This is a genomic window from Streptomyces sp. NPDC001443 (assembly GCF_053597355.1).
On sequence record NZ_JBSFIA010000031.1, the window covers coordinates 1 to 17,863 of the forward strand.

Annotated in this window: 20 protein-coding genes; 7 read left to right on the forward strand and 13 right to left on the reverse strand. The window is 73.6% G+C overall.

Going from position 1 to position 17,863, the window contains the following annotated elements:
- Positions 1–90 precede the first annotated feature (90 nt).
- From ACWC24_RS27995 to ACWC24_RS28010, 4 genes are all read right to left on the reverse strand, one after another.
- Positions 91–1,137 carry a zinc-dependent alcohol dehydrogenase family protein gene (locus tag ACWC24_RS27995; protein ID WP_450665657.1) on the reverse strand — a complete coding sequence of 349 codons (1,047 nt, stop codon included), beginning with the start codon at positions 1,135–1,137 and terminating at the stop codon, positions 91–93.
- Positions 1,138–1,179: 42 nt separating this feature from the next.
- A complete protein-coding gene (locus ACWC24_RS28000; protein WP_450665658.1) occupies positions 1,180–1,845 on the reverse strand; it encodes a lysoplasmalogenase in 666 nt (221 codons plus the stop codon).
- The gene (locus tag ACWC24_RS28005) at positions 1,842–2,723 is read right to left on the reverse strand and encodes a sterol desaturase family protein (protein ID WP_450665659.1); all 882 of its coding nucleotides are present in this window, start codon (positions 2,721–2,723) and stop codon (positions 1,842–1,844) included. The genes ACWC24_RS28000 and ACWC24_RS28005 overlap by 4 nt, the downstream gene beginning before the upstream one ends.
- A 268-nt stretch (positions 2,724–2,991) precedes the next feature.
- Positions 2,992–3,702 (reverse strand): VIT1/CCC1 transporter family protein, encoded by a 711-nt coding sequence (locus ACWC24_RS28010; RefSeq protein ID WP_450665660.1) that lies wholly within the window; start codon positions 3,700–3,702, stop codon positions 2,992–2,994.
- A 148-nt stretch (positions 3,703–3,850) separates the two neighbouring features.
- Here ACWC24_RS28010 and ACWC24_RS28015 point away from each other — a divergent pair, with 148 nt between their 5' ends.
- From ACWC24_RS28015 to ACWC24_RS28035, 5 genes are all read left to right on the forward strand, one after another.
- Positions 3,851–4,852, forward strand: coding sequence for a DEDDh family exonuclease (locus tag ACWC24_RS28015; RefSeq protein WP_450665661.1), 1,002 nt, complete (start codon positions 3,851–3,853; stop codon positions 4,850–4,852).
- A gap of 80 nt (positions 4,853–4,932) precedes the next feature.
- Positions 4,933–5,166: a hypothetical protein gene (locus ACWC24_RS28020; protein WP_152894276.1), complete on the forward strand. Its 234-nt coding sequence runs from the start codon at positions 4,933–4,935 to the stop codon at positions 5,164–5,166.
- A 49-nt stretch (positions 5,167–5,215) separates the two neighbouring features.
- Positions 5,216–6,007 carry an SURF1 family cytochrome oxidase biogenesis protein gene (locus tag ACWC24_RS28025; protein WP_450665662.1) on the forward strand — a complete coding sequence of 264 codons (792 nt, stop codon included), beginning with the start codon at positions 5,216–5,218 and terminating at the stop codon, positions 6,005–6,007.
- A 139-nt stretch (positions 6,008–6,146) separates the two neighbouring features.
- Positions 6,147–7,934 (forward strand): glycoside hydrolase family 15 protein, encoded by a 1,788-nt coding sequence (locus tag ACWC24_RS28030; RefSeq protein WP_450665663.1) that lies wholly within the window; start codon positions 6,147–6,149, stop codon positions 7,932–7,934.
- A gap of 5 nt (positions 7,935–7,939) precedes the next feature.
- Positions 7,940–8,695: an SDR family oxidoreductase gene (locus tag ACWC24_RS28035; protein WP_450665664.1), complete on the forward strand. Its 756-nt coding sequence runs from the start codon at positions 7,940–7,942 to the stop codon at positions 8,693–8,695.
- 289 nt (positions 8,696–8,984) lie between these two features.
- On the opposite strand, the gene amaP is transcribed toward ACWC24_RS28035, so the two are convergent.
- From amaP to ACWC24_RS28060, 5 genes are read right to left on the reverse strand one after another with little or no spacing between them, the layout of a single operon-like run.
- Positions 8,985–9,572 carry an alkaline shock response membrane anchor protein AmaP gene (gene amaP / locus ACWC24_RS28040; RefSeq protein WP_450665665.1) on the reverse strand — a complete coding sequence of 196 codons (588 nt, stop codon included), beginning with the start codon at positions 9,570–9,572 and terminating at the stop codon, positions 8,985–8,987.
- Entirely contained in the window at positions 9,569–10,273 is a 705-nt protein-coding gene (locus tag ACWC24_RS28045; RefSeq protein WP_450665666.1) for a DUF6286 domain-containing protein, read from the reverse strand. Before ACWC24_RS28045 ends, amaP begins: the two co-directional genes overlap by 4 nt.
- Positions 10,270–10,653, reverse strand: a complete 384-nt coding sequence (locus ACWC24_RS28050; protein WP_450665667.1) for a hypothetical protein — start codon at positions 10,651–10,653, stop codon at positions 10,270–10,272. The genes ACWC24_RS28045 and ACWC24_RS28050 overlap by 4 nt, the downstream gene beginning before the upstream one ends.
- A complete protein-coding gene (locus ACWC24_RS28055; protein ID WP_152894271.1) occupies positions 10,650–10,835 on the reverse strand; it encodes a hypothetical protein in 186 nt (61 codons plus the stop codon). Before ACWC24_RS28055 ends, ACWC24_RS28050 begins: the two co-directional genes overlap by 4 nt.
- 28 nt (positions 10,836–10,863) lie before the next feature.
- Positions 10,864–11,352: an Asp23/Gls24 family envelope stress response protein gene (locus ACWC24_RS28060; RefSeq protein ID WP_450665668.1), complete on the reverse strand. Its 489-nt coding sequence runs from the start codon at positions 11,350–11,352 to the stop codon at positions 10,864–10,866.
- Positions 11,353–11,438: 86 nt separating this feature from the next.
- Between ACWC24_RS28060 and ACWC24_RS28065 the strand changes: the two genes are divergently transcribed.
- Positions 11,439–12,176, forward strand: a complete 738-nt coding sequence (locus tag ACWC24_RS28065) for a nucleopolyhedrovirus P10 family protein (RefSeq protein ID WP_450665669.1) — start codon at positions 11,439–11,441, stop codon at positions 12,174–12,176.
- A gap of 22 nt (positions 12,177–12,198) precedes the next feature.
- Here ACWC24_RS28065 and ACWC24_RS28070 read toward each other — a convergent pair whose 3' ends face one another.
- The 3 genes from ACWC24_RS28070 to ACWC24_RS28080 form a co-directional block, all read right to left on the reverse strand.
- Positions 12,199–13,002 carry an enoyl-CoA hydratase/isomerase family protein gene (locus ACWC24_RS28070; RefSeq protein WP_450665670.1) on the reverse strand — a complete coding sequence of 268 codons (804 nt, stop codon included), beginning with the start codon at positions 13,000–13,002 and terminating at the stop codon, positions 12,199–12,201.
- A 116-nt stretch (positions 13,003–13,118) separates the two neighbouring features.
- Entirely contained in the window at positions 13,119–13,340 is a 222-nt protein-coding gene (locus ACWC24_RS28075; RefSeq protein ID WP_010355597.1) for a helix-turn-helix domain-containing protein, read from the reverse strand.
- Between the two features lie 335 nt (positions 13,341–13,675).
- Positions 13,676–15,274: an ABC-F family ATP-binding cassette domain-containing protein gene (locus ACWC24_RS28080; protein WP_450665671.1), complete on the reverse strand. Its 1,599-nt coding sequence runs from the start codon at positions 15,272–15,274 to the stop codon at positions 13,676–13,678.
- A 331-nt stretch (positions 15,275–15,605) separates the two neighbouring features.
- Between ACWC24_RS28080 and ACWC24_RS28085 the strand changes: the two genes are divergently transcribed.
- On the forward strand, positions 15,606–16,019 hold the full coding sequence (locus tag ACWC24_RS28085; RefSeq protein WP_450665672.1) for a VOC family protein: 414 nt from the start codon (positions 15,606–15,608) through the stop codon (positions 16,017–16,019).
- A gap of 162 nt (positions 16,020–16,181) precedes the next feature.
- Here ACWC24_RS28085 and ACWC24_RS28090 read toward each other — a convergent pair whose 3' ends face one another.
- On the reverse strand, positions 16,182–17,639 hold the full coding sequence (locus tag ACWC24_RS28090) for a hypothetical protein (protein WP_450665673.1): 1,458 nt from the start codon (positions 17,637–17,639) through the stop codon (positions 16,182–16,184).
- Between the last annotated feature and the right edge of the window lie 224 nt (positions 17,640–17,863).

Sequence of the window (17,863 nt, forward strand, 5' to 3'; positions counted from 1 at the left end):
GCCGCGGACGGGTCCGGAGGCGAGGAAGAACAGCAGGCCGGCGGCGATGAGGGTGGTGATGTTGGGCCGGGCGGCCGACGGCGCCGGGGCTCAGCCGTTGGTGACGAGGACCTTGAGGGCGGTGCGTTCGTCCATCGCCTTGTAGCCGTCGGGGACGCCCTCGATGCCGACCGTCATGTCGAAGACGGGCGACGGGTCGATCGTGCCGTCGAGGACGTCGGGCAGCAGGTCGGGGATGTAGGTGCGGACCGGTGCCACGCCGCCGCGCAGGGCGATGTTCCGGTCGAACATGACACCGAGGTCGAGTCCGGTGCCGCTGCCGTGGGGCACGCCCACGAAGCCGATCGCGCCGCCGTCCCGGGTGACCTCCACGGCCGTCCGCATCGACTGCTCGGTGCCGACCGCCTCGACCACGCAGTGCGCGCCCTGGCCGCGGGTGAGCTCACGGACCGCCGCGACGGCCGCCTCCCCGCGCTCGGCGACGACGTCGGTGGCGCCGAAGCGGCGGGCGATGTCGGTGCGGACCTCGTGCCGGCCCAGCGCGATGATCCGCTCCGCGCCGAGCCGCTTGGCGGCCAGCACCGCGCACAGGCCGACGGCCCCGTCACCGACGACGGCGACCGTGGCGCCCGGGCGGGCTCCCGCGCCGAGGGCGGCGTGGTGGCCGGTGCCGAGCACGTCGGAGAGGGTGAGCAGGGCGGTCAGCAGCCGGTCGTCGGAGGCCGCCTCCTTGGGCAGCCGGACGAGCGTGCCGTCGGCGAAGGGGACGCGCACGGCCTCGCCCTGGCCGCCGTCGTGGCCGACGGCGCCCCAGAACCCGCCGTGCTCGCAGGACGTCGTCAGGCCCTCCCGGCAGTAGTCGCAGACGCCGTCGGACCACATGAAGGGGGCGACGACGAGGTCGCCGCGCCGGAAGCCGGTCACCTCGCCGCCGGTCTCCTCGACCACACCGAGGAACTCGTGCCCGATCCGCTGCCCCGGCTGCCGGGCCGCGGTGCCGCGGTAGGCCCACAGGTCGCTGCCGCAGATGCAGGCGCGCAGCACCCGGACCACGGCGTCGGTGGGCAGTTGCACCACCGGCTCGGGCACGTCCTCCACCCGCATGTCGTAGGGAGCGTGGATGGTGGTGGCGCGCATGTCGAGGGTCCTTCTCGTGCGGGGTCGTGCGGTGCGGTGCGCTCAGGGGGTGGTCGAGCGCACTTCACCGTACGTCGCCGCGGGCGCCCGCCGCTCGCCGAGGGTGCCCTGGACCAGCAGGAACTGCGCGGCGGCATAGGTCAGCATCACCCAGAAGCCGGGGTACGGCGGCTGCGGCCAGTCGGCGAGATCGGTCGCGATCAGGGTGTCGGAGACCATGAACAGCGCGCCGCCGAGCCCCGCGACCGGGCCGAACCGGCCGGCCGCGGCACAGGCCATGGCGGTGAGCAGGGCGCTGTAGGCGGCGACCGGGACGCGCAGGCCCGCGGGCAGGTCCGGCCACAGCAGCACCACGAGGGTGAGCAGGACCACGGCGTAGCCGGGCACGAGCAGACCGGCACGCACGCGTGCGGAGCCCGCCGTGCGGAACAGGACGAGATAGCAGACGTGCCCGGCGGCGAAGGCGGCCATCCCGGCGAGGAAGGCGGGGTCTGCGTCGGACAGCAGCAGGACGTCGCCGGCCCAGCCGCACAGGAGGGCGGCGACCAGCGGGCGGGGCGCGCCGCGCAGCACCGCGCAGGCGGCGAGGAGCGGCAGCAGCAGCGACTTGGCGACCGTGTGCCCGGTGTCCGCGCCGGTCAGTACGAAGACCAGGTCGGCCGCGGCGACCAGACCGAAGGCGGCGAGCAGGAAGCGGGCGGCTCTCATGCGGCGCCGGCCTCCTCGACGGGGGCGACGGCGGGGACGACGGTGACCGGCGCCGGCTGCCAGCCCGGCCCCCCGAACACCCGTCCGGCACGCTCGCGCCAGCCGCGTGCCGTCCTCAGGTCCCTGGCGATGGCGACGTACTCGTGGGTGGCGACCCGCAGCGGGTTGTAGGTGGCGATGTTCTTCGTCAGCCCGTACACCGGCCGCTCGGTCTCCGGCGCGAACGATCCGAACAGCCGGTCCCAGACGATCAGGATCCCGCCGAAGTTGCGGTCGAGGTAGCCGCCCTGGGACGCGTGGTGCACCCGGTGGTGGGACGGCGTGTTGAACACGAACTCGTACCACCGGGGCATCCGGTCGATCCGCTCGGTGTGGATCCAGAACTGGTAGACGAGATTGACGGAGGAACAGAACGCGAGCGCGGCCGGGTGCACACCGGCGGCCACGAGGGGGAGGTAGAACGGCCAGGACGTCAGCGAGGTCCACGGCTGGCGCAGGGCGGTGGTGAGGTTGAACTTCCGGCTGGAGTGGTGGACCACGTGACAGGCCCACAGGAGCCGGATGACGTGGTGACCGCGGTGGGACCAGTAGTAGAAGAAGTCCTGGGCGAGCAGCATCAGCGGGATCGTCCACCACAGGACGGGCACCCGCAGCGGGGTCACCGCGTAGACCGCCGTGTACAGGGCGACGATCGGGATCTTCCAGAAGAAGTCGAAGACGAGGCTGCCGAGTCCCATGCCGACGCTCGTCGCGGCGTCCTTGGCCGCGTAGCCGGCCGCGTCCTCGTCGGGATGGAGGCGGACGCTGATCATCTCGATCACGGTGAGCAGCACGAAGGCGGGTATCGACCACAGCACGACGTCGGGCAGGTTCGGCATGGACGCACCGTAGAACCGCTGGTCGTCGGGGACCAGATGCCGTTACCCACAAGTATTGCCGGAGGTACGCGCTTGCTTCTTGGTGATCTCCGCCAATGAGCGTCCCCGGGATGGCGGGGCGGGACCAGGCAGAGGATCCGACGGGCGGCCGGGCGGGACCAGGCAGAGGATCCGACGGGTGGCCGGGCGGGACCAGGCAGAGGATCCGACGGGTGGCCGGGCGGGAGCAGGCAGAGGATCCGACGGGCGGCCGGGCGCGGCCCCGCCGTCACGCCCCCGCCACCCCCAGCAGCGTCCCGACCGCGTAGGTGACCGCCATGGCCACCGCCCCGCCCGCCACGTTGCGCAGCACCGCGCGCCCCGGGGCCGCCGCCCCGAGCCGGGCGCCGGCCCAGCCGGTCAGGACGAGGGCGGCCAGCACGGACACCACGGTGACGGGCAGCCGCCAGTGCGCCGGGGGCAGGACGATGGCCAGCAGCGGCAGCAGCGCGCCCACCGTGAACGCGGCGAAGCTCGCCCAGGCCGCGTGCCAGGGGTCGGCGAGGGCGTCGGGGTCGATGCCGAGCTCCACGCGCGCGTGGGCCTTCAACGCGTCCCGTTCCGTGAGCTGCTCGGCCGCCTCCCGCGCCACCTCCCGGGACAGCCCGCGCGCCTGGAGCATCCCGGTGAGCTCCTCCAGCTCGGCCTCGGGCTCCTCCCTCAGCTCCTGTTTCTCCGCGGCCAGCGCCGCCTTCTCGGAGTCCCGTTGGGTCGACACCGACACGTACTCCCCCGCCGCCATCGACAGCGACCCGGCGAGCAGTCCGGCCAGACCCGCCGTCAGCAGCGCCGCGCGCGCCTGGGTGGCGCCGGCCACACCGACGACGAGCCCCGCGGTGGAGACGATGCCGTCGTTGGCCCCGAGGACCGCGGCGCGCAGCCAGTTGAGCCGGGAGCCCAGCGCGCCGCCGCGGGCCTCGTCGTGCGTCGGTTCCGTCACACCGCGAGGATCCCATCCGAGGCCCCGGCGGGCCGCGCCGACGCCCGGTCCGACCGGCGCGACCGGGGGTGCGCCGCGCCCGGGGCGCAACCGGTCGCCCCCGGGCGGTGCGCCGCGCTGTCGGTGGAGGCCCGTATCCTCATGGACCATGCTCGAAGACCGCACGACCGCAGCGTCGTTCCCCCCGTCGTGGCCGACCGCGTATCCGCAGGGATACGCGGTCGTCGACGTGGAGACCACGGGCCTGGCCCGGGACGACCGGATAATCTCCGCGGCCGTGTACCGGCTGGACGCGCGCGGCGAGGTCGAGGACCACTGGTACACGCTGGTCAATCCGGAGCGCGACCCGGGCCCGGTCTGGATCCACGGCCTGACGAGCGAGGTGCTCGAAGGGGCGCCGCTCTTCCCGGAGATCGCCGAGGAGTTCGCGGCGCGGCTGGCGGATCGGGTGCTGGTCGCGCACAACGCCGTCTTCGACTGGCAGATGATCGCCCGCGAGTACGCGCGCGCCGAGCGCGAGGCGCCGGTGCGACAGCGGCTGTGCACCATCGCGCTCTCCAAGGAACTGGGCCTGCCGCTGCCCAACCACAAGCTGGCGACGCTGGCGGCCCACTTCGGCGTCGTACAGCAGCGGGCGCACCACGCGCTGGACGACGCGCGCGTGCTGGCGGAGGCGTTCCGGCCCAGCCTGCGGGCCGCGGCGGCGGGCGGGGTACGGCTGCCGCTGCACGAGTGCCTGCCGCTGACCGAGTGGCAGGACCGGCCCGCGCCCCGGACCGGCCGGCAGGCGAGCGGCGCGGGCGGCGGCTACGGCGGCTACACGCAGAGCAGTTGGCGTCCGTCCCGGAAACGGCCCGCATGCCCCCATCCCAACCCAGGACGTTACGAAGACGGCAAACCGCTCAAGCAGGGCATGAGGGTCGCCTTCTCGGGCGACACCTCGACCGACCGCGAGCTGCTGGAGGACCGGGCGACCGACGCCGGGCTGCACGTGGCCACCAGCCTGTCCCGGCTGACCAGCCTGCTGGTGACGAACGACCCCGACTCGGGCACCTCGAAGGTGGTCAAGGCGCGCCAGTTCGGCACCCCGGTCGTCGACGAGGCGGCCTTCGGACAGTTGCTGCGCGATGTGGAGCCCGCCGGGGAGTGACCCGTACGGACGGGTGATTGCCGCACGACTCGCCCACCGGCCGCTCGCCCCCCGGGCGGTGACGGCCCACCCTGTGGCGCATGGCGAGATGCGAAGTTTGCGGCAACGACTACGGCATGAGCTTCGAGGTGCACGCGCAGGGCGCGGTCCACGTCTTCGACTGCTTCTCCTGTGCGATCCATCGCATGGCCCCCATCTGCGAGCACTGCCGGGTGCAGATCATCGGCCAGGGCGTCGAGGTCGAGGGCCACTGGTACTGCGGCGGTCACTGCGCCCGCGCCGAGGGGAGGGTGGGGATCGTCGACAAGGTCTGACCCGGTACCCGGCCGTTCGCGCCCCACGACCGAGTTGTACGGTCGTGGGGTGTACCGCTTCCTGTTGTCCCGGCAGTGGGTGATCGTCACCCTCGTCGCCGTCGCGCTCATCCCGACGATGATCGAGCTGGGCATCTGGCAGATGCACCGGTACGAGATGCGCACCGCCCGCAACCAGCTGGTCTCCGACGCGCTGACCGCCCGGCCGGTCCCGGTCGAGCGGCTGACCTCTCCCGGGCACACCGTGACCAGTGCCGAGCGGTACCGCACCGTCACCGCGACGGGCACCTTCGACACCTCCCGGGAGGTCGTCGTCAGGCGCCGCGTCAACTCCGACGACGAGGTCGGCTTCCACGTGCTGACCCCGTTCGTCCTCGCGGACGGCAGGGTGCTGCTGGTCAACCGGGGCTGGATCCCCGCGAACGGCGTGCAGACCGCCTTCCCGAAGATCCCCGCGCCGCCCGCAGGCCGGACCACGGTCACCGGACGGCTGATGCCGGACGAGACGACCGCGGCCAGCGGCATCAAGGACATCAAGGGTCTGCCCGACCGCCAGATCATGCTGATCGACAGCGCGGAGGAGGCCCGGCGGCTCGGCACCGGGGTGCTGGGCGGCTACATCCAGCAGACCGCGCCCGAGGCGAAGGGCGGCAGCCCGCAGCAGATCTCCGACCCGGGCAAGGAGGACGCGCCGCTGAACTACGCCTACATGATCCAGTGGTGGCTGTTCGCGGCGGGCGTCCCGGTGGGCTGGTGGGTGCTGGTCCGGCGCGAGCGCCGCGACCGGGCGGAGGCCGCGGCGGAGAGCACGGCGGCCGAGGCCGAACCGGCGACGGTGTAGGGCCGCGCTCACCCGCCGCCCCGCCCGACGGTGTAGGGCCGCGCTCACCCGCCGCCCCGCCCGACGGCGTGGGGCCGCGCTCACCCGCCCGGCCGTATCCGCTGATTGCCCGGTCGGCCCAGCGGGAACCCGGAAATCCGTGCACCCCCCTATCGAGGACTACGCCCTCATCGGCGACGAACAGACCGCCGCCCTGGTCGGCAGGGACGGCTCCGTCGACTGGCTGTGCGTCCCCCGCTTCGACTCGGCGGCCTGCTTCGCCAGACTGCTCGGCGACGAGGACAACGGTCACTGGCGGATCGCTCCCAAGGGCGTCGAGGGCCCCTGCACACGGCGTGCCTACCGACCCGACACGCTCGTCCTCGACACCGAGTGGGACACCGCCGACGGCACGGTCCGGGTCACGGACCTGATGCCCCAGCGCGAGCGCGCCCCCGACGTCGTACGCATCGTGGAAGGGGTCAGCGGGCGGGTCACCGTGCGCAGCACGCTGCGGCTGCGCTTCGACTACGGCTCGATCGTCCCGTGGATGCGCCGGTCCGACGGCCACCGGATCGCCGTGGCCGGCCCGGACTCGGCCTGGCTGCGCAGCGAACCCGAGGTGCACACCTGGGGCGAGGACTTCGGCACGCACTCGGAGTTCACCGTCGCCGAGGGCGAGCGGGTCGCGTTCGTCCTCACCTGGCACCCCTCGCACGAGGCACGGCCGCCGCTGGTCGACCCCTACGAGGCACTGAGCAGCAGCGTCGCCGACTGGCGCCACTGGGTGGGCCGCTGCACCTACAAGGGCCCCTACCGGGACGCCGTCGTACGCTCCCTGATCACCCTCAAGGCCCTCAGCTACGCGCCCACCGGCGGCATCGTCGCCGCGGCCACCACCTCGCTGCCGGAGGAGCTGGGCGGGGTACGCAACTGGGACTACCGCTTCTGCTGGCTGCGCGACTCCACCCTCACCTTGGGCGCCCTGCTGTCGGCGGGCTACCACAAGGAGGCCGCGGCCTGGCGGGACTGGCTGCTGCGCGCGGTCGCGGGCAATCCGGCGGACCTCCAGATCATGTACGGCCTGGCCGGCGAGCGACGGCTGCCGGAGACGGAACTGCCGTGGCTCGCCGGGTACAGCGGCTCGGCGCCCGTGCGGTCCGGCAACGACGCCGTGACCCAGCTTCAGCTCGACGTCTACGGCGAGGTCATGGACTCGCTGTACCTGGCCCGCCGCTCCGGGCTGTCGGCCAAGCCGCACATGTGGGCCATGCAGGGCGCCCTGCTGAAGTTCCTGCAGTCGGCGTGGCGGCAGCCGGACGAGGGGCTGTGGGAGGTGCGCGGCGGCCGGCGCCAGTTCGTGCACTCGAAGGTGATGGTGTGGGTGGCCGCCGACCGGGCGGTGCGCACGCTGGAAGAGCATCCCGGCCTGCCCGGCGACCCGGACGCCTGGCGCGCGCTGCGCGACGAGGTGCACCGGGAGGTGTGCGAGAAGGGCTACGACCCCGAGCGCAACACCTTCACGCAGTACTACGGCTCCCGCGAACTCGACGCCGCGCTGCTGCTCATCCCGCGCGTCGGTTTCCTGCCCCCGGAGGACCCACGGGTGATCGGCACGGTGGACGCGGTCCGCGCGGAGCTGGGCCACGGCGGCTTCGTCCGCCGCTACGACGCCGAGGACACCCCGGTCGACGGGCTGCCGGGCGGCGAGGGCGCCTTCCTCGCCTGCTCGTTCTGGCTCGCGGACGCGCTGCACATGACGGGCCGCACCCAGGAGGCCCGCGAGCTGTTCGAAAGGCTGCTGGGCCTCACCAACGACGTGGGGCTGCTGGCCGAGGAGTACGACCCGGTGGCCGACCGTCAGCTCGGCAACTTCCCGCAGGCGTTCAGCCACATCGGCCTGGTGAACACCGCCCTCGCCCTGTCCGGGGACGGCGGGGCAGGATAGGGACCATGGATCTTGGACTGAAGGACCGGGTGTACGTCGTCACCGGCGCCACCCGCGGACTGGGCAACGCCGCCGCGCGCGAGCTGGTGGCCGACGGCGCGAAGGTGGTCGTCACCGGACGGGACGCGAAGCGGGTCGCGGACGCGGCGGCCGAGCTGGGCCCGAACGCCGTCGGGGTGGCCGTCGACAACGCCGAGGCGGACGCCCCCGCGCAGCTGATCGCCGCCGCGCGCGAGCACTTCGGCGGCTTCGACGGCATCCTCGTCAGCGTCGGCGGCCCGCCGCCCGGCTTCGTCGCCGACAACACCGACGACCAGTGGCGTACGGCGTTCGAGTCGGTGTTCCTCGGCGCGGTGCGGCTCGCCCGGACGGCGGCCGCGGAGCTGGAGCCCGGCGGCGTCATCGGGTTCGTGCTGTCCGGCTCTGTGCACGAGCCGATCCCGGCGCTGACCATCTCCAACGGGCTGCGGCCGGGCCTGGCCGGGTTCGCCAAGTCCCTCTCCGACGAGCTGGGGCCGCGCGGCATCCGGGTCGTCGGGCTGCTGCCGTCGCGCATCGACACCGACCGGGTGCGCGAGCTGGACGGCTACTCGGCGGACCCGGAGGCGACCCGGGCGGCGAACGAGTCCCGTATCCCCCTGCGGCGGTACGGGACTCCGGAGGAGTTCGGCCGGGTGGCGGCATTCCTGCTGTCACCGGCCGCGTCCTATCTGACGGGCCTCATGCTGCCGGTCGACGGCGGGATGCGGCACGGCTTCTGACCCACGCCCGACCACGGATCACCCGCGCGGCCGCGCACCCGGCACGGCCGTACGGCGCCCCTCGTCGCCGCGCGCTCAGCCCGACCGCGCGGCGACGCACGCCGGGCGCGCCCTCGTTCCCGGGTACGCGCGCTCCGGTCGCCTCGGTGCCGCCTCCCAGCCGGTACACCCGCGCAGTCGCGCGCTCGGGTCGGCCTCGGGGCCGTGTCGCCCGCACGCCGACGCGCTCGCTGCCGCGTACGCCCGGTGTGCCCTCGTCGTCGGGAGGGCGCACCGGGCGGGGAGGGGGTCAGCTCACCCTGGTGGCGCGGTGTCTGGCGGCTCGCAGGCGTACCTCGGCGGGCAGGGCCGCGAGGTGGGCGGAGTCGCGCGCGTGGGTCAGGGCCTGGCCGGTGAGCTGGTGCAGGGCGGTGCCGGGGTCGACGTGCGGCTCCAGCAGCAGACGTACCCGGACCGCGGGGGCGCCGCGTCGCCCGGTCAGCCGGATGTGGGCCTGCTGGACGCCGTCCATGTTCCCGGACTCGTCGGCCAGCACCCCTTCCAGGGCCCGTCCCCGCAGCAGCGCCTCCTCGCCGTCGCCGGTGTCGACGACGACCTCGGTGAGCCGGCGGCGGCGCAGCACGGCGATCAGCCACCACAGGGCGAGCAGGACCAGGACGGCGAGGCCCCCCAGAACCGCCGGCCACCACCAGCCGGCGCCCTGCCGGCGGGTGCGTTCGGCGACGCTGAGCAGCACGTCGTGGGGACCCTGGTGGATCCACCAGGAGGGCGGCGCGGCGCCCAGCCCGACGGCGAGCACCGAGCCGCCGAGCAGCACCAGGACGAGGCCGACGAGACCGATCAGTACCCGGTTGGCGGTCCTGAGCATCGCGCTCACCCCTTCCGGCCCGGTCGCCGCACCCGCACCGACAGCGCGGGCGGCCGGACGAGTCCCAGGCCGCCGACCGCTTCGGCGAGCACCGTGTCGAGGTCGGCGCGGACCTCGTCCAGCGGGCGGAAGTGCGAGACCGCGCGCACGTCGGCCCGTCGGCGGTGGGCCCGTACCCGTACCGACTGCACGCCCGCGACCTCCATGGCCCGGTCGCGCAGGACCAGCGCGGCCGCGTCCCGGTGCAGTCCCGCGCGGACGTCGGGGCGGTCCTGCCGCATCGGCAGGACCGCCCGCAGGCCGGGCGTGACGGCCAGGACCAGCAGCCAGAGGCCGAGCAGCGCGGTGACGCCCGCGCCGGCCAGCACCCAGGTGTCGTCCAGCGGCCGCCGGGCGAGCTCCTCGGCCAGGGTCCGGCGCCAGTGCATGCCGGGCCGGCCGGCGCGCACGGCGGCGATGTCGTAGAGGAAGGCGCCCGCGACGACCACCAGGAGGACGGCGACGACGGCCGCCGGGATCCGGCGCGCAGACCAGAAGCGGTGGCCCGCGCCGTCGGTCGGCGGCGGGGGGTCGGGGACCGCCGGGGCGGACCGGCCGGGTCCGGTGCCGGGGTCGCCGGGGTAGCCGGGACCCCCGGGGTCGCCGGGGTCGTCCTTCTCGATGACCGGTAGTCGTCGTGTGGTGCCTTCGGAGCCCTGGGGCTCGCTCATCGCGTCCTCCCCTGTGCCACGTCGTGTGCCGGGGTCAGATGCAGCCGTTCCACGTGCACGGCGACCTCCGGCACCTCCATTCCCACCAACGCGCCTACCCGCTCGACCACATGACGACGCACCTCGCGACAGCGGGCGGCGACATCACCCGGATAGCCGAGTTCGAGATGGATCCGGACGCGGGCGGTGTCGTGGTGGACGACGACGGTGGCCTGTGGGGGCGCGGCGGCCTCGGGCAGCGGTCCGACGGCCTCGCGGGCCGCCTGCGCGGCCGTCTTCGACACCACCCGGTCGGCGATCCGGGTCGCGCCGCGCTCGCCGGGCGGGACGACGGCCGGGCGTCCGCCGCCCTCGACGGTCCCTTCGCTCACCGACGTCACCGTCGCCGGTCGTCACGCTGGCGGAAGAAGTCGCCGAGCTCCAGGTCCCCCTCCAGGAACCGGCCGACGACGAACCCGATGGCGCCCAGCGCCGCCACCAGCAGGAACGCGCCGAACCCGCCGAAGTACCCGGCGAAGCCCAACGCCATCCCGGCGATCATGCCGACCACGGCCATGTTCATGCGGCGCTCCTCAGCTCACGGCCCTGGCTCACTGGATCCGGGGCTCCGGCTCCTCGTCCTCTTCCTCGGGCAGTTTCACGTCGCTCACGGCGATGTTGACCTCGACGACCTCGAGGCCGGTCATCCGCTCGACCGCCGCGACGACGTTCTCCCGCACGGCCTTGGCGACGTCGCCGATCGACACGCCGTAGTCGACGACGATCTCCAGGTCGAGTGCGGTCTGCACCTCGCCGACCTCGGCCTTGACCCCGCGTGTCACGGACTTCGATCCGCCGCCGGGCACCCGGTCCCGTACGGCGCCGAAGGTACGGCTGAGACCGCCGCCCATGGCGTGCACGCCGAGGACGTCCCGGGCCGCCATCCCGGCGATCTTCTCCACGACCCCGTCGGCGATGGTGGTGCGCCCCCGGGTGGCCGGGTCGCCGCCGCCGCGTCTGGTGGCCTTGCGGGTCTGGACCGACTGCTCGGCCGTGCCCTCGGGACTCTGCGTCCGGTTCTGCTGCGTCATGTCGGTCATCGCCGCACGTCCTTCCGGTCCTCGTCCTTCCCCCACGGTAAGCGCGGTTGCCCGCCGCCGCCCTGGTGATACGGCAGGCTGGAGCAATGACGGCGGATCGGATCGGGCGGGCGGTACGGGATCAGCTGAGCCTGGGCAGGCTGCTGCCGCTGGGCGGCCCGGGTGACGGCGCGTGGATCACGCAGCGGGCGGCCGAGGTGCGGCTACGGCGCGCGGCGCAGAGCGTTCCGGGGGTGTACCCGGGTGCGCTGGGGATCTCCCTGGCGGATCCCGGGGAGGCGGCCGAGCCGGTCGTGCCGCCGCCGCCCGGGGCGGTGCCGCCAGGACCGCTGCGGGTCACCTTGGACTTCGCGACCACGCTGGGCGGGCCGCTGCCCGTCACGGCATCACTCGTACGGGCGACGCTGAGCGCGGCGGCCGAGCGCCTCGGCCTTGTGGTCACCGAGGTGGACCTGCGGGTGACGGGCCTGCTGGAGGAGGCGCCCGAGCCCTCCTCCGCACGTCCGCCGGAACCGCCCTCGGCCGGGCGTCCCACGACGCCCGACGAGGAACGGGCCGCGGCGGCCGCGAGCGGTGTCCCGGGGGTGGAACGGCTGACCGGTGCGCTCGGCGGCCGGTCGCCGGTGCAGCTCTCGACGCACGCCCCTGCGCGGGTCGGGGAACCGCCGCGCGAGGGCGCGCTGCCGCGGCGCCACGCCCGGGTGGAGATCGCGGTGCGGGCGGGCCACCGGGCCCTGGACGTGGCCCGGACGGTCCGCACGGTGGTGGGCGAGGCGCTGCCGGATCACCCCACGGTGACGGTGCTGGTGACCGTGGCCGGCTGAGAGCTGTCCGGAGCGCTCGGGCTCATTCGCCGAGGCCGGCCAGGTCCCGCAGCCGCCGGGCCTGGGCGGCGCGCTCAGCGCCGCGCTGCTCGTCGTACGTACGGTCGGCGGCCCCGCGCAGCAGGGTCTTGGTCTCGATCACCGCGTCCCGGGGCGCGGCGAGGAGCGCCGCGGCCAGATCCGCCACCGCGGCATCGAGGTCGGCCACCGGCACCGACAGGTTGGCGAGCCCGGAGCTCACCGCCTCCTCGGCCGTCACGAACCGGCCGGTCAGGCAGATCTCGACCGCACGGCCGTAGCCGACCAGGGACACCAGTGGATGGGTGCCGGTCAGGTCCGGCACCAGGCCCAGCGAGGTCTCGCGCATGGCGAACTGCACGTCGTCGGCGACGACGCGCACGTCACAGGCGAGCGCGAGCTGGAAGCCCGCCCCGATGGCGTGGCCCTGCACGGCGGCGATCGACACGATGTCGTTGCGCCGCCACCAGGTGAAGCCCTCCTGGAACCCGGCGATGGCGTCGTCGAGTTCGGCGTCGTCACCGCGTGCGAGGTCGATGAAGGACGGCTCGCCCTCGATGCCCTCCGGCGTGAACATCTGCCGGTCGAGACCGGCGGAGAAGGACTTGCCCTCGCCGCGCAGCACGACGACACGGACGGCGCCCGGCAGCAGCCGGCCGGCCTCGGCGAGCGCACGCCACATCGCGGGGCTCTGCGCGTTGCGTTTGGCCGGGTTGGTCAGCGTCACCGTGGCGAGCGCGTCGTCGACGGTGAGCCGTACGCCGTCCTTGTCGAGCAGGGGGACGAGTTCCTGGTCGGGCGAAGCCATGGACGCCTCCGATGAGTGCGGTCAGTCAGCGGTCAGCTAAGTGACTGCACAGTAACCACCCGGTCGATCAGCTGAACGACCGGGTGGCCACCATCGAAGCCGGTGGGCCGCCCGGGTCAGGACGTAGCGGCCTTCTTGCCCCGCGTCGCCCCGCCACGCCCACGGAGCGTGACGCCCGACTCACTGAGCATCCGGTGCACGAAGCCATACGAGCGGCCGGTCTCCTCGGCCAGCGCCCGGATGCTCGCACCGGAGTCGTACTTCTTCTTCAGGTCTGCCGCGAGCTTGTCGCGCGCGGCGCCGGTCACCCGGCTGCCCTTCTTCAGAGTCTCGGCCACCCGTGCCTCCTCATGGGAAGTGCGCTCTGGTCTCCTCATGATCACCCCTCCCGGGCCCGATGGCCACCCATTCGGCAAGGTCCGTACGACAGGCTTGTGACGACAGGAGTGCGTCCCCACATGCGGAATGCCTGATTCTGCCCGGTCGCATTCATGCACCCGAACGGGTTGTTTCATGAAATGCCAGGTCAGGGACGCACGACGGCCGATCCCTTGTCGACAAAGGGATCGGCCGTGAAATGGATGTAGGACGCACCTCGATACGAGGAGATCTCACACAGATGATGGATCACGGATCGGCCGAATGATCCATACGCCGTGGATCAGACATTCGATCAAGCGAGGGCGACGAGATCCGCGTAGTCGGAGCCCCACAGGTCCTCGACACCGTCGGGCAGCAGAATGATCCGCTCCGGCTGGAGCGCCTCGACCGCGCCCTCGTCGTGCGTGACCAGGACCACCGCGCCCTTGTAGGTGCGCAGCGCGCCGAGGATCTCCTCGCGGCTGGCCGGGTCGAGGTTGTTGGTCGGCTCGTCGAGCAGCAGGACGTTCGCCGAGGACACCACGAGGGTGGCCAGGGCGAGACGGGTCTTCTCGCCGCCGGAGAGGACCCCGGCCGGCTTGTCGACGTCGTCGCCCGAGAAGAGGAAGCTGCCGAGCGTCTTGCGCACCTCGACGAGGTCGAGGTCGGGGGCGGCCGAGCGCATGTTCTCCAGGACGGTGCGCTCCGGGTCGAGGGTCTCGTGCTCCTGCGCGTAGTAGCCGAGCTTGAGGCCGTGGCCCGGGACGACCTGGCCGGTGTCGGGGATCTCGACGCCGCCCAGCAGCCTGAGCAGGGTCGTCTTGCCGGCGCCGTTCAGACCGAGGATCACCACGCGGGATCCCTTGTCGATGGCCAGGTCGACGTCCGTGAAGATCTCCAGGGAGCCGTACGACTTCGACAGGCCCTCCGCCATCAGCGGGGTCCTGCCGCACGGCGAGGGCTCCGGGAAGCGCAGCTTGGCGACCTTGTCCTGCTGGCGCACCGCCTCCAGGCCCGACAGGAGCTTGTCGGCCCGCTTGGCCATGTTCTGCGCGGCGACGGTCTTGGTGGCCTTGGCGCGCATCTTGTCGGCCTGCGCGTTCAGGGCGGCGGCCTTCTTCTCGGCGTTCTGCCGCTCGCGCTTGCGGCGCTTCTCGTCGGCCTCGCGCTGCTGCTGGTAGAGCTTCCAGCCCATGTTGTAGACGTCGATCTGGGCACGGTTGGCGTCCAGGTAGAAGACCTTGTTGACGACCGTCTCGACGAGGTCGACGTCGTGGGAGATCACGATGAAGCCGCCGCGGTAGGTCTTCAGGTAGTCGCGCAGCCAGACGATCGAGTCGGCGTCGAGGTGGTTGGTCGGCTCGTCGAGCAGCAGGGTGTCCGCGTCCGAGAACAGGATCCGGGCCAGCTCGATACGGCGGCGCTGACCGCCCGAGAGGGTGTGCAGCGGCTGGCCGAGCACCCGGTCGGGCAGATTGAGCGCGGCGGCGATGGTGGCGGCCTCGGCCTCGGCGGCGTACCCGCCCTTGGTGAGGAACTCCGTCTCCTGGCGCTCGTACTGCCGCAGGGCCTTCTCGCGGGTCGCGCCGCTGCCGTTGGCGATGCGCTGCTCGTTGTCGCGCATCTTGCGGAGCAGGGTGTCCAGGCCGCGCGCCGAGAGGATGCGGTCGCGGGCCAGCACGTCCAGGTCGCCGGTGCGCGGGTCCTGCGGCAGATAGCCGACCTCGCCGGAGCGGGCGATGTTGCCCGCGGCGGGGATGCCCTCGCCCGCGAGGACCTTGGTGAGCGTCGTCTTGCCCGCGCCGTTGCGGCCGACCAGGCCGATGCGGTCGCCCCTGGTGATGCGGAAGGTGGCGGACTCGATGAGGATGCGGGCACCGGCGCGCAGCTCGATACCGGAGGCGGAGATCACGGACAGGCTCCAGGGCAGGAAGGTTGGCGGGTGGGCGGCTGAGGACGTTCCCGCCGTCTAATGCGCGAGGAGAATGGCCATGACGTCAGTCTAACGGGGCCGTGCAACCACTTTTTCTGCGATCGGGCGGCGGACCGGGCGGGCGGCGCCGTCGTCCACCAGGACGTATCCGGGGCCGCGGGCGCGGCGGCTGCGCGGCGTGACGTTCGGCACATCCGGCCCTCTCCGCCTTCCGGTGCGGCGGGGCGGGTCCGTTGTCAGTGGCCGCTGCGAGACTGGGCGGCAGGTTGATTTCCGGCGCCGACGACGAGACGACGAGGGAGAGGCCGGTATGACGGGGACGAGCGGTGGACGCCCGAGCATCTGTCCGACACTGCTGTACGCGGACGCGAAAGCGGCGATCAGGCAGCTCACGGAGGCCTTCGGGTTCCTGGAGCTGTCGGTGTACGAGGGCGAGGACGGCGTGGTGATGCACGCCGAGCTGGTGCAGGGCAACGGTGCGGTGATGCTGGGCTCGAAGGGCCGTGGCGGCGTCTTCGACACGGCGATGAAGGGCGCGGGCCCGGCGGGGGTGTACGTCCTGGTGGACGACGTCGACGCCCACCACCGGCGGGCCGTGGAGCACGGCGCGGAGATCCTGATGCCCCCGACGGACCAGGACTACGGTTCGCGGGACTACATGGCCCGGGACGTCGAGGGCAACATCTGGAGCTTCGGCACGTACGCTCCCGAGCTGCCGTCCTGACGACCGGGCCAGGCAGTCGGCGGGAGGCCCGGGCTCTGCCCGGGCCTCCCGCCGGTTCGCCGTGATCGGGTCGCCGCGGTCCGTTCCCCGCGGTCCGCCGCGGTCCCTGTCGCGCGGGCCCCGTTCCCACGGGTCAGTCCACGCGGGTCATTCCCCGCGGGGTCAGTTCCCTCCGGTGTGGACCTGGAAGGCCGCCCGGCGGACGGCCTTGGCCAGCGCCGGGTCCGGGTGGGCGGCGGCGAGCGCGACGAGGACCTGCACGGTGCGCGGGTGGCCGACGGCGCGTACCTCGTCGAGCAGCTGTGGGACGGTCGGCTGCACCGCGGACTCCAGATGCCGGACCAGCATCGGGGCCTCGCCGTGGTCGGCGACGGCGGCCGCGGTGTCGACCCACAGCCAGGTGGCCTCCCGGCGGGTGAGGACCTCGTGCGCGTCCTCGGGGTCGACGCCGTCGTGCTCGGCGAGCCAGAGCAGGGCGTACGGCCGCAGGGCCGGCTCGTCCACGACCGAGCGGACGTCGTGCTCGGCGGGGGCGCCGACGACCCGCAGCGCCTCGAAGGCCAGGCCGCGCAGCAGGGCGTCCTCACCGCGGGCGGCGGCCAGCAGGTCGGTGACGGCACGGCCGACGGGGCGGGCGGCGAGCCAGGCCCGGTACTCGGCGCGGGCCGCGTTGGGGCGCAGCTGGGCACAGCCGCGCAGCATTCCCTCGGCGGCCTGCTCGATGTTCCCGGCCGGGCTCTGCGCGGCGACGCAGATCTGCTCCAGCTTGACCCAGACCGCCCAGCTGCCCAGCGGGGTGAGCGTGGCCTGACCCGCGCCGCAGGTGAGGGCGCCCACCGAGGCGAGGGCGTGCAGGGCCCAGTCGAGCAGCGGGGCGAGCTCGGCCTCCTGCGCGGGCTCCGCCGGGTCGGCGTCGGCGGAGGGCACGGCGGCCACGGCGGCCCCCGCGGGAACGGCGGCGGCGCCGGCCACGGCCTGCGGGCCGTAGGGGATCTCGCAGCGTTCGGTGCGCAGCTCGGTGACCCGCTGGGCGAGCAGGTCGAGGAGCTGGATCACGGGCACGGGCCCGGCGGACAGCTGGAGGAAGGAGAGCACCTGCGGCATGGCCGAGACGACCTCGGCGACGGTCGAGGGCTCATGGTCCGCGGGTTCCGGGGACGCCAGCGACCACGCGTCGAAGAGGGCGACCCAGCCGCGCAGGACGGCACTGTCGTCGCGGTCCCAGGCGCGCAGCCGCCAGCCGGGGCGGGCGCTGTCGCCGTGCACCTCGATGAGGCCGGCGAGGCGGGCGGTGTCCCAGTCGGCGCGGACCTCGGTCGCGGTCAGGCCGAGTTCCAGGGCCGCCCGGTCGGCGGTCGCGTCGGCGAGGGTGGCCTTGCCGTCGACGGCCGCGCCGTCGCGGCCGGGGCCGAGGGCGGCGTCGGCCCAGCGGGCGACGCGGGCTGCCGCGGCCAGACCGGAGCGAGCCATTCTGGCCAGCTCCGCGGGGGCCGGTGTGCCCTCCGGAGGTCGGGGTGCGGGGCGGCGCGGGCGCCGCTGGTTCACGGCTCTGGGGGCGGCGGCCAGGGGTCGGGGGCGGACGAGTCGAAGCCTGGAGTCGCGCGGGATACGGGACGTCACGGGTGCAGTCTTCCGGTTGACCGTCCGAAAACCCAAACGGAATGTCACGGCGGGCTACGGGACTGGCCAACGCACACGTCCGTGAGGGGGATCGACGGGAGCGATCAGGCCAGTGGTACGGCTTTAAACGGAAGCAGGTCGACCGGTCCGCGACCGGTGTGCGGTCCGGTCCCGGCGGGGGGACCGGGACGGCCGTGCCAGGGGTCCGGACCGGTCACCTCAGG

Excerpts from the sequence above, each read along its gene's own strand:
- ACWC24_RS27995 (WP_450665657.1), bottom strand. The coding sequence starts at position 1,137 with ATGCGCGCCACCACCATCCACGCTCCCTACGACATGCGGGTGGAGGAC.
- ACWC24_RS28000 (WP_450665658.1), bottom strand. The coding sequence starts at position 1,845 with ATGAGAGCCGCCCGCTTCCTGCTCGCCGCCTTCGGTCTGGTCGCCGCG.
- ACWC24_RS28005 (WP_450665659.1), bottom strand. The coding sequence starts at position 2,723 with ATGCCGAACCTGCCCGACGTCGTGCTGTGGTCGATACCCGCCTTCGTG.
- ACWC24_RS28015 (WP_450665661.1), top strand. The coding sequence starts at position 3,851 with ATGCTCGAAGACCGCACGACCGCAGCGTCGTTCCCCCCGTCGTGGCCG.
- ACWC24_RS28020 (WP_152894276.1), top strand. The coding sequence starts at position 4,933 with ATGGCGAGATGCGAAGTTTGCGGCAACGACTACGGCATGAGCTTCGAG.
- ACWC24_RS28035 (WP_450665664.1), top strand. The coding sequence starts at position 7,940 with ATGGATCTTGGACTGAAGGACCGGGTGTACGTCGTCACCGGCGCCACC.
- ACWC24_RS28045 (WP_450665666.1), bottom strand. The coding sequence starts at position 10,273 with ATGAGCGAGCCCCAGGGCTCCGAAGGCACCACACGACGACTACCGGTC.
- ACWC24_RS28055 (WP_152894271.1), bottom strand. The coding sequence starts at position 10,835 with ATGAACATGGCCGTGGTCGGCATGATCGCCGGGATGGCGTTGGGCTTC.
- ACWC24_RS28060 (WP_450665668.1), bottom strand. The coding sequence starts at position 11,352 with ATGACCGACATGACGCAGCAGAACCGGACGCAGAGTCCCGAGGGCACG.
- ACWC24_RS28065 (WP_450665669.1), top strand. The coding sequence starts at position 11,439 with ATGACGGCGGATCGGATCGGGCGGGCGGTACGGGATCAGCTGAGCCTG.
- ACWC24_RS28070 (WP_450665670.1), bottom strand. The coding sequence starts at position 13,002 with ATGGCTTCGCCCGACCAGGAACTCGTCCCCCTGCTCGACAAGGACGGC.
- ACWC24_RS28085 (WP_450665672.1), top strand. The coding sequence starts at position 15,606 with ATGACGGGGACGAGCGGTGGACGCCCGAGCATCTGTCCGACACTGCTG.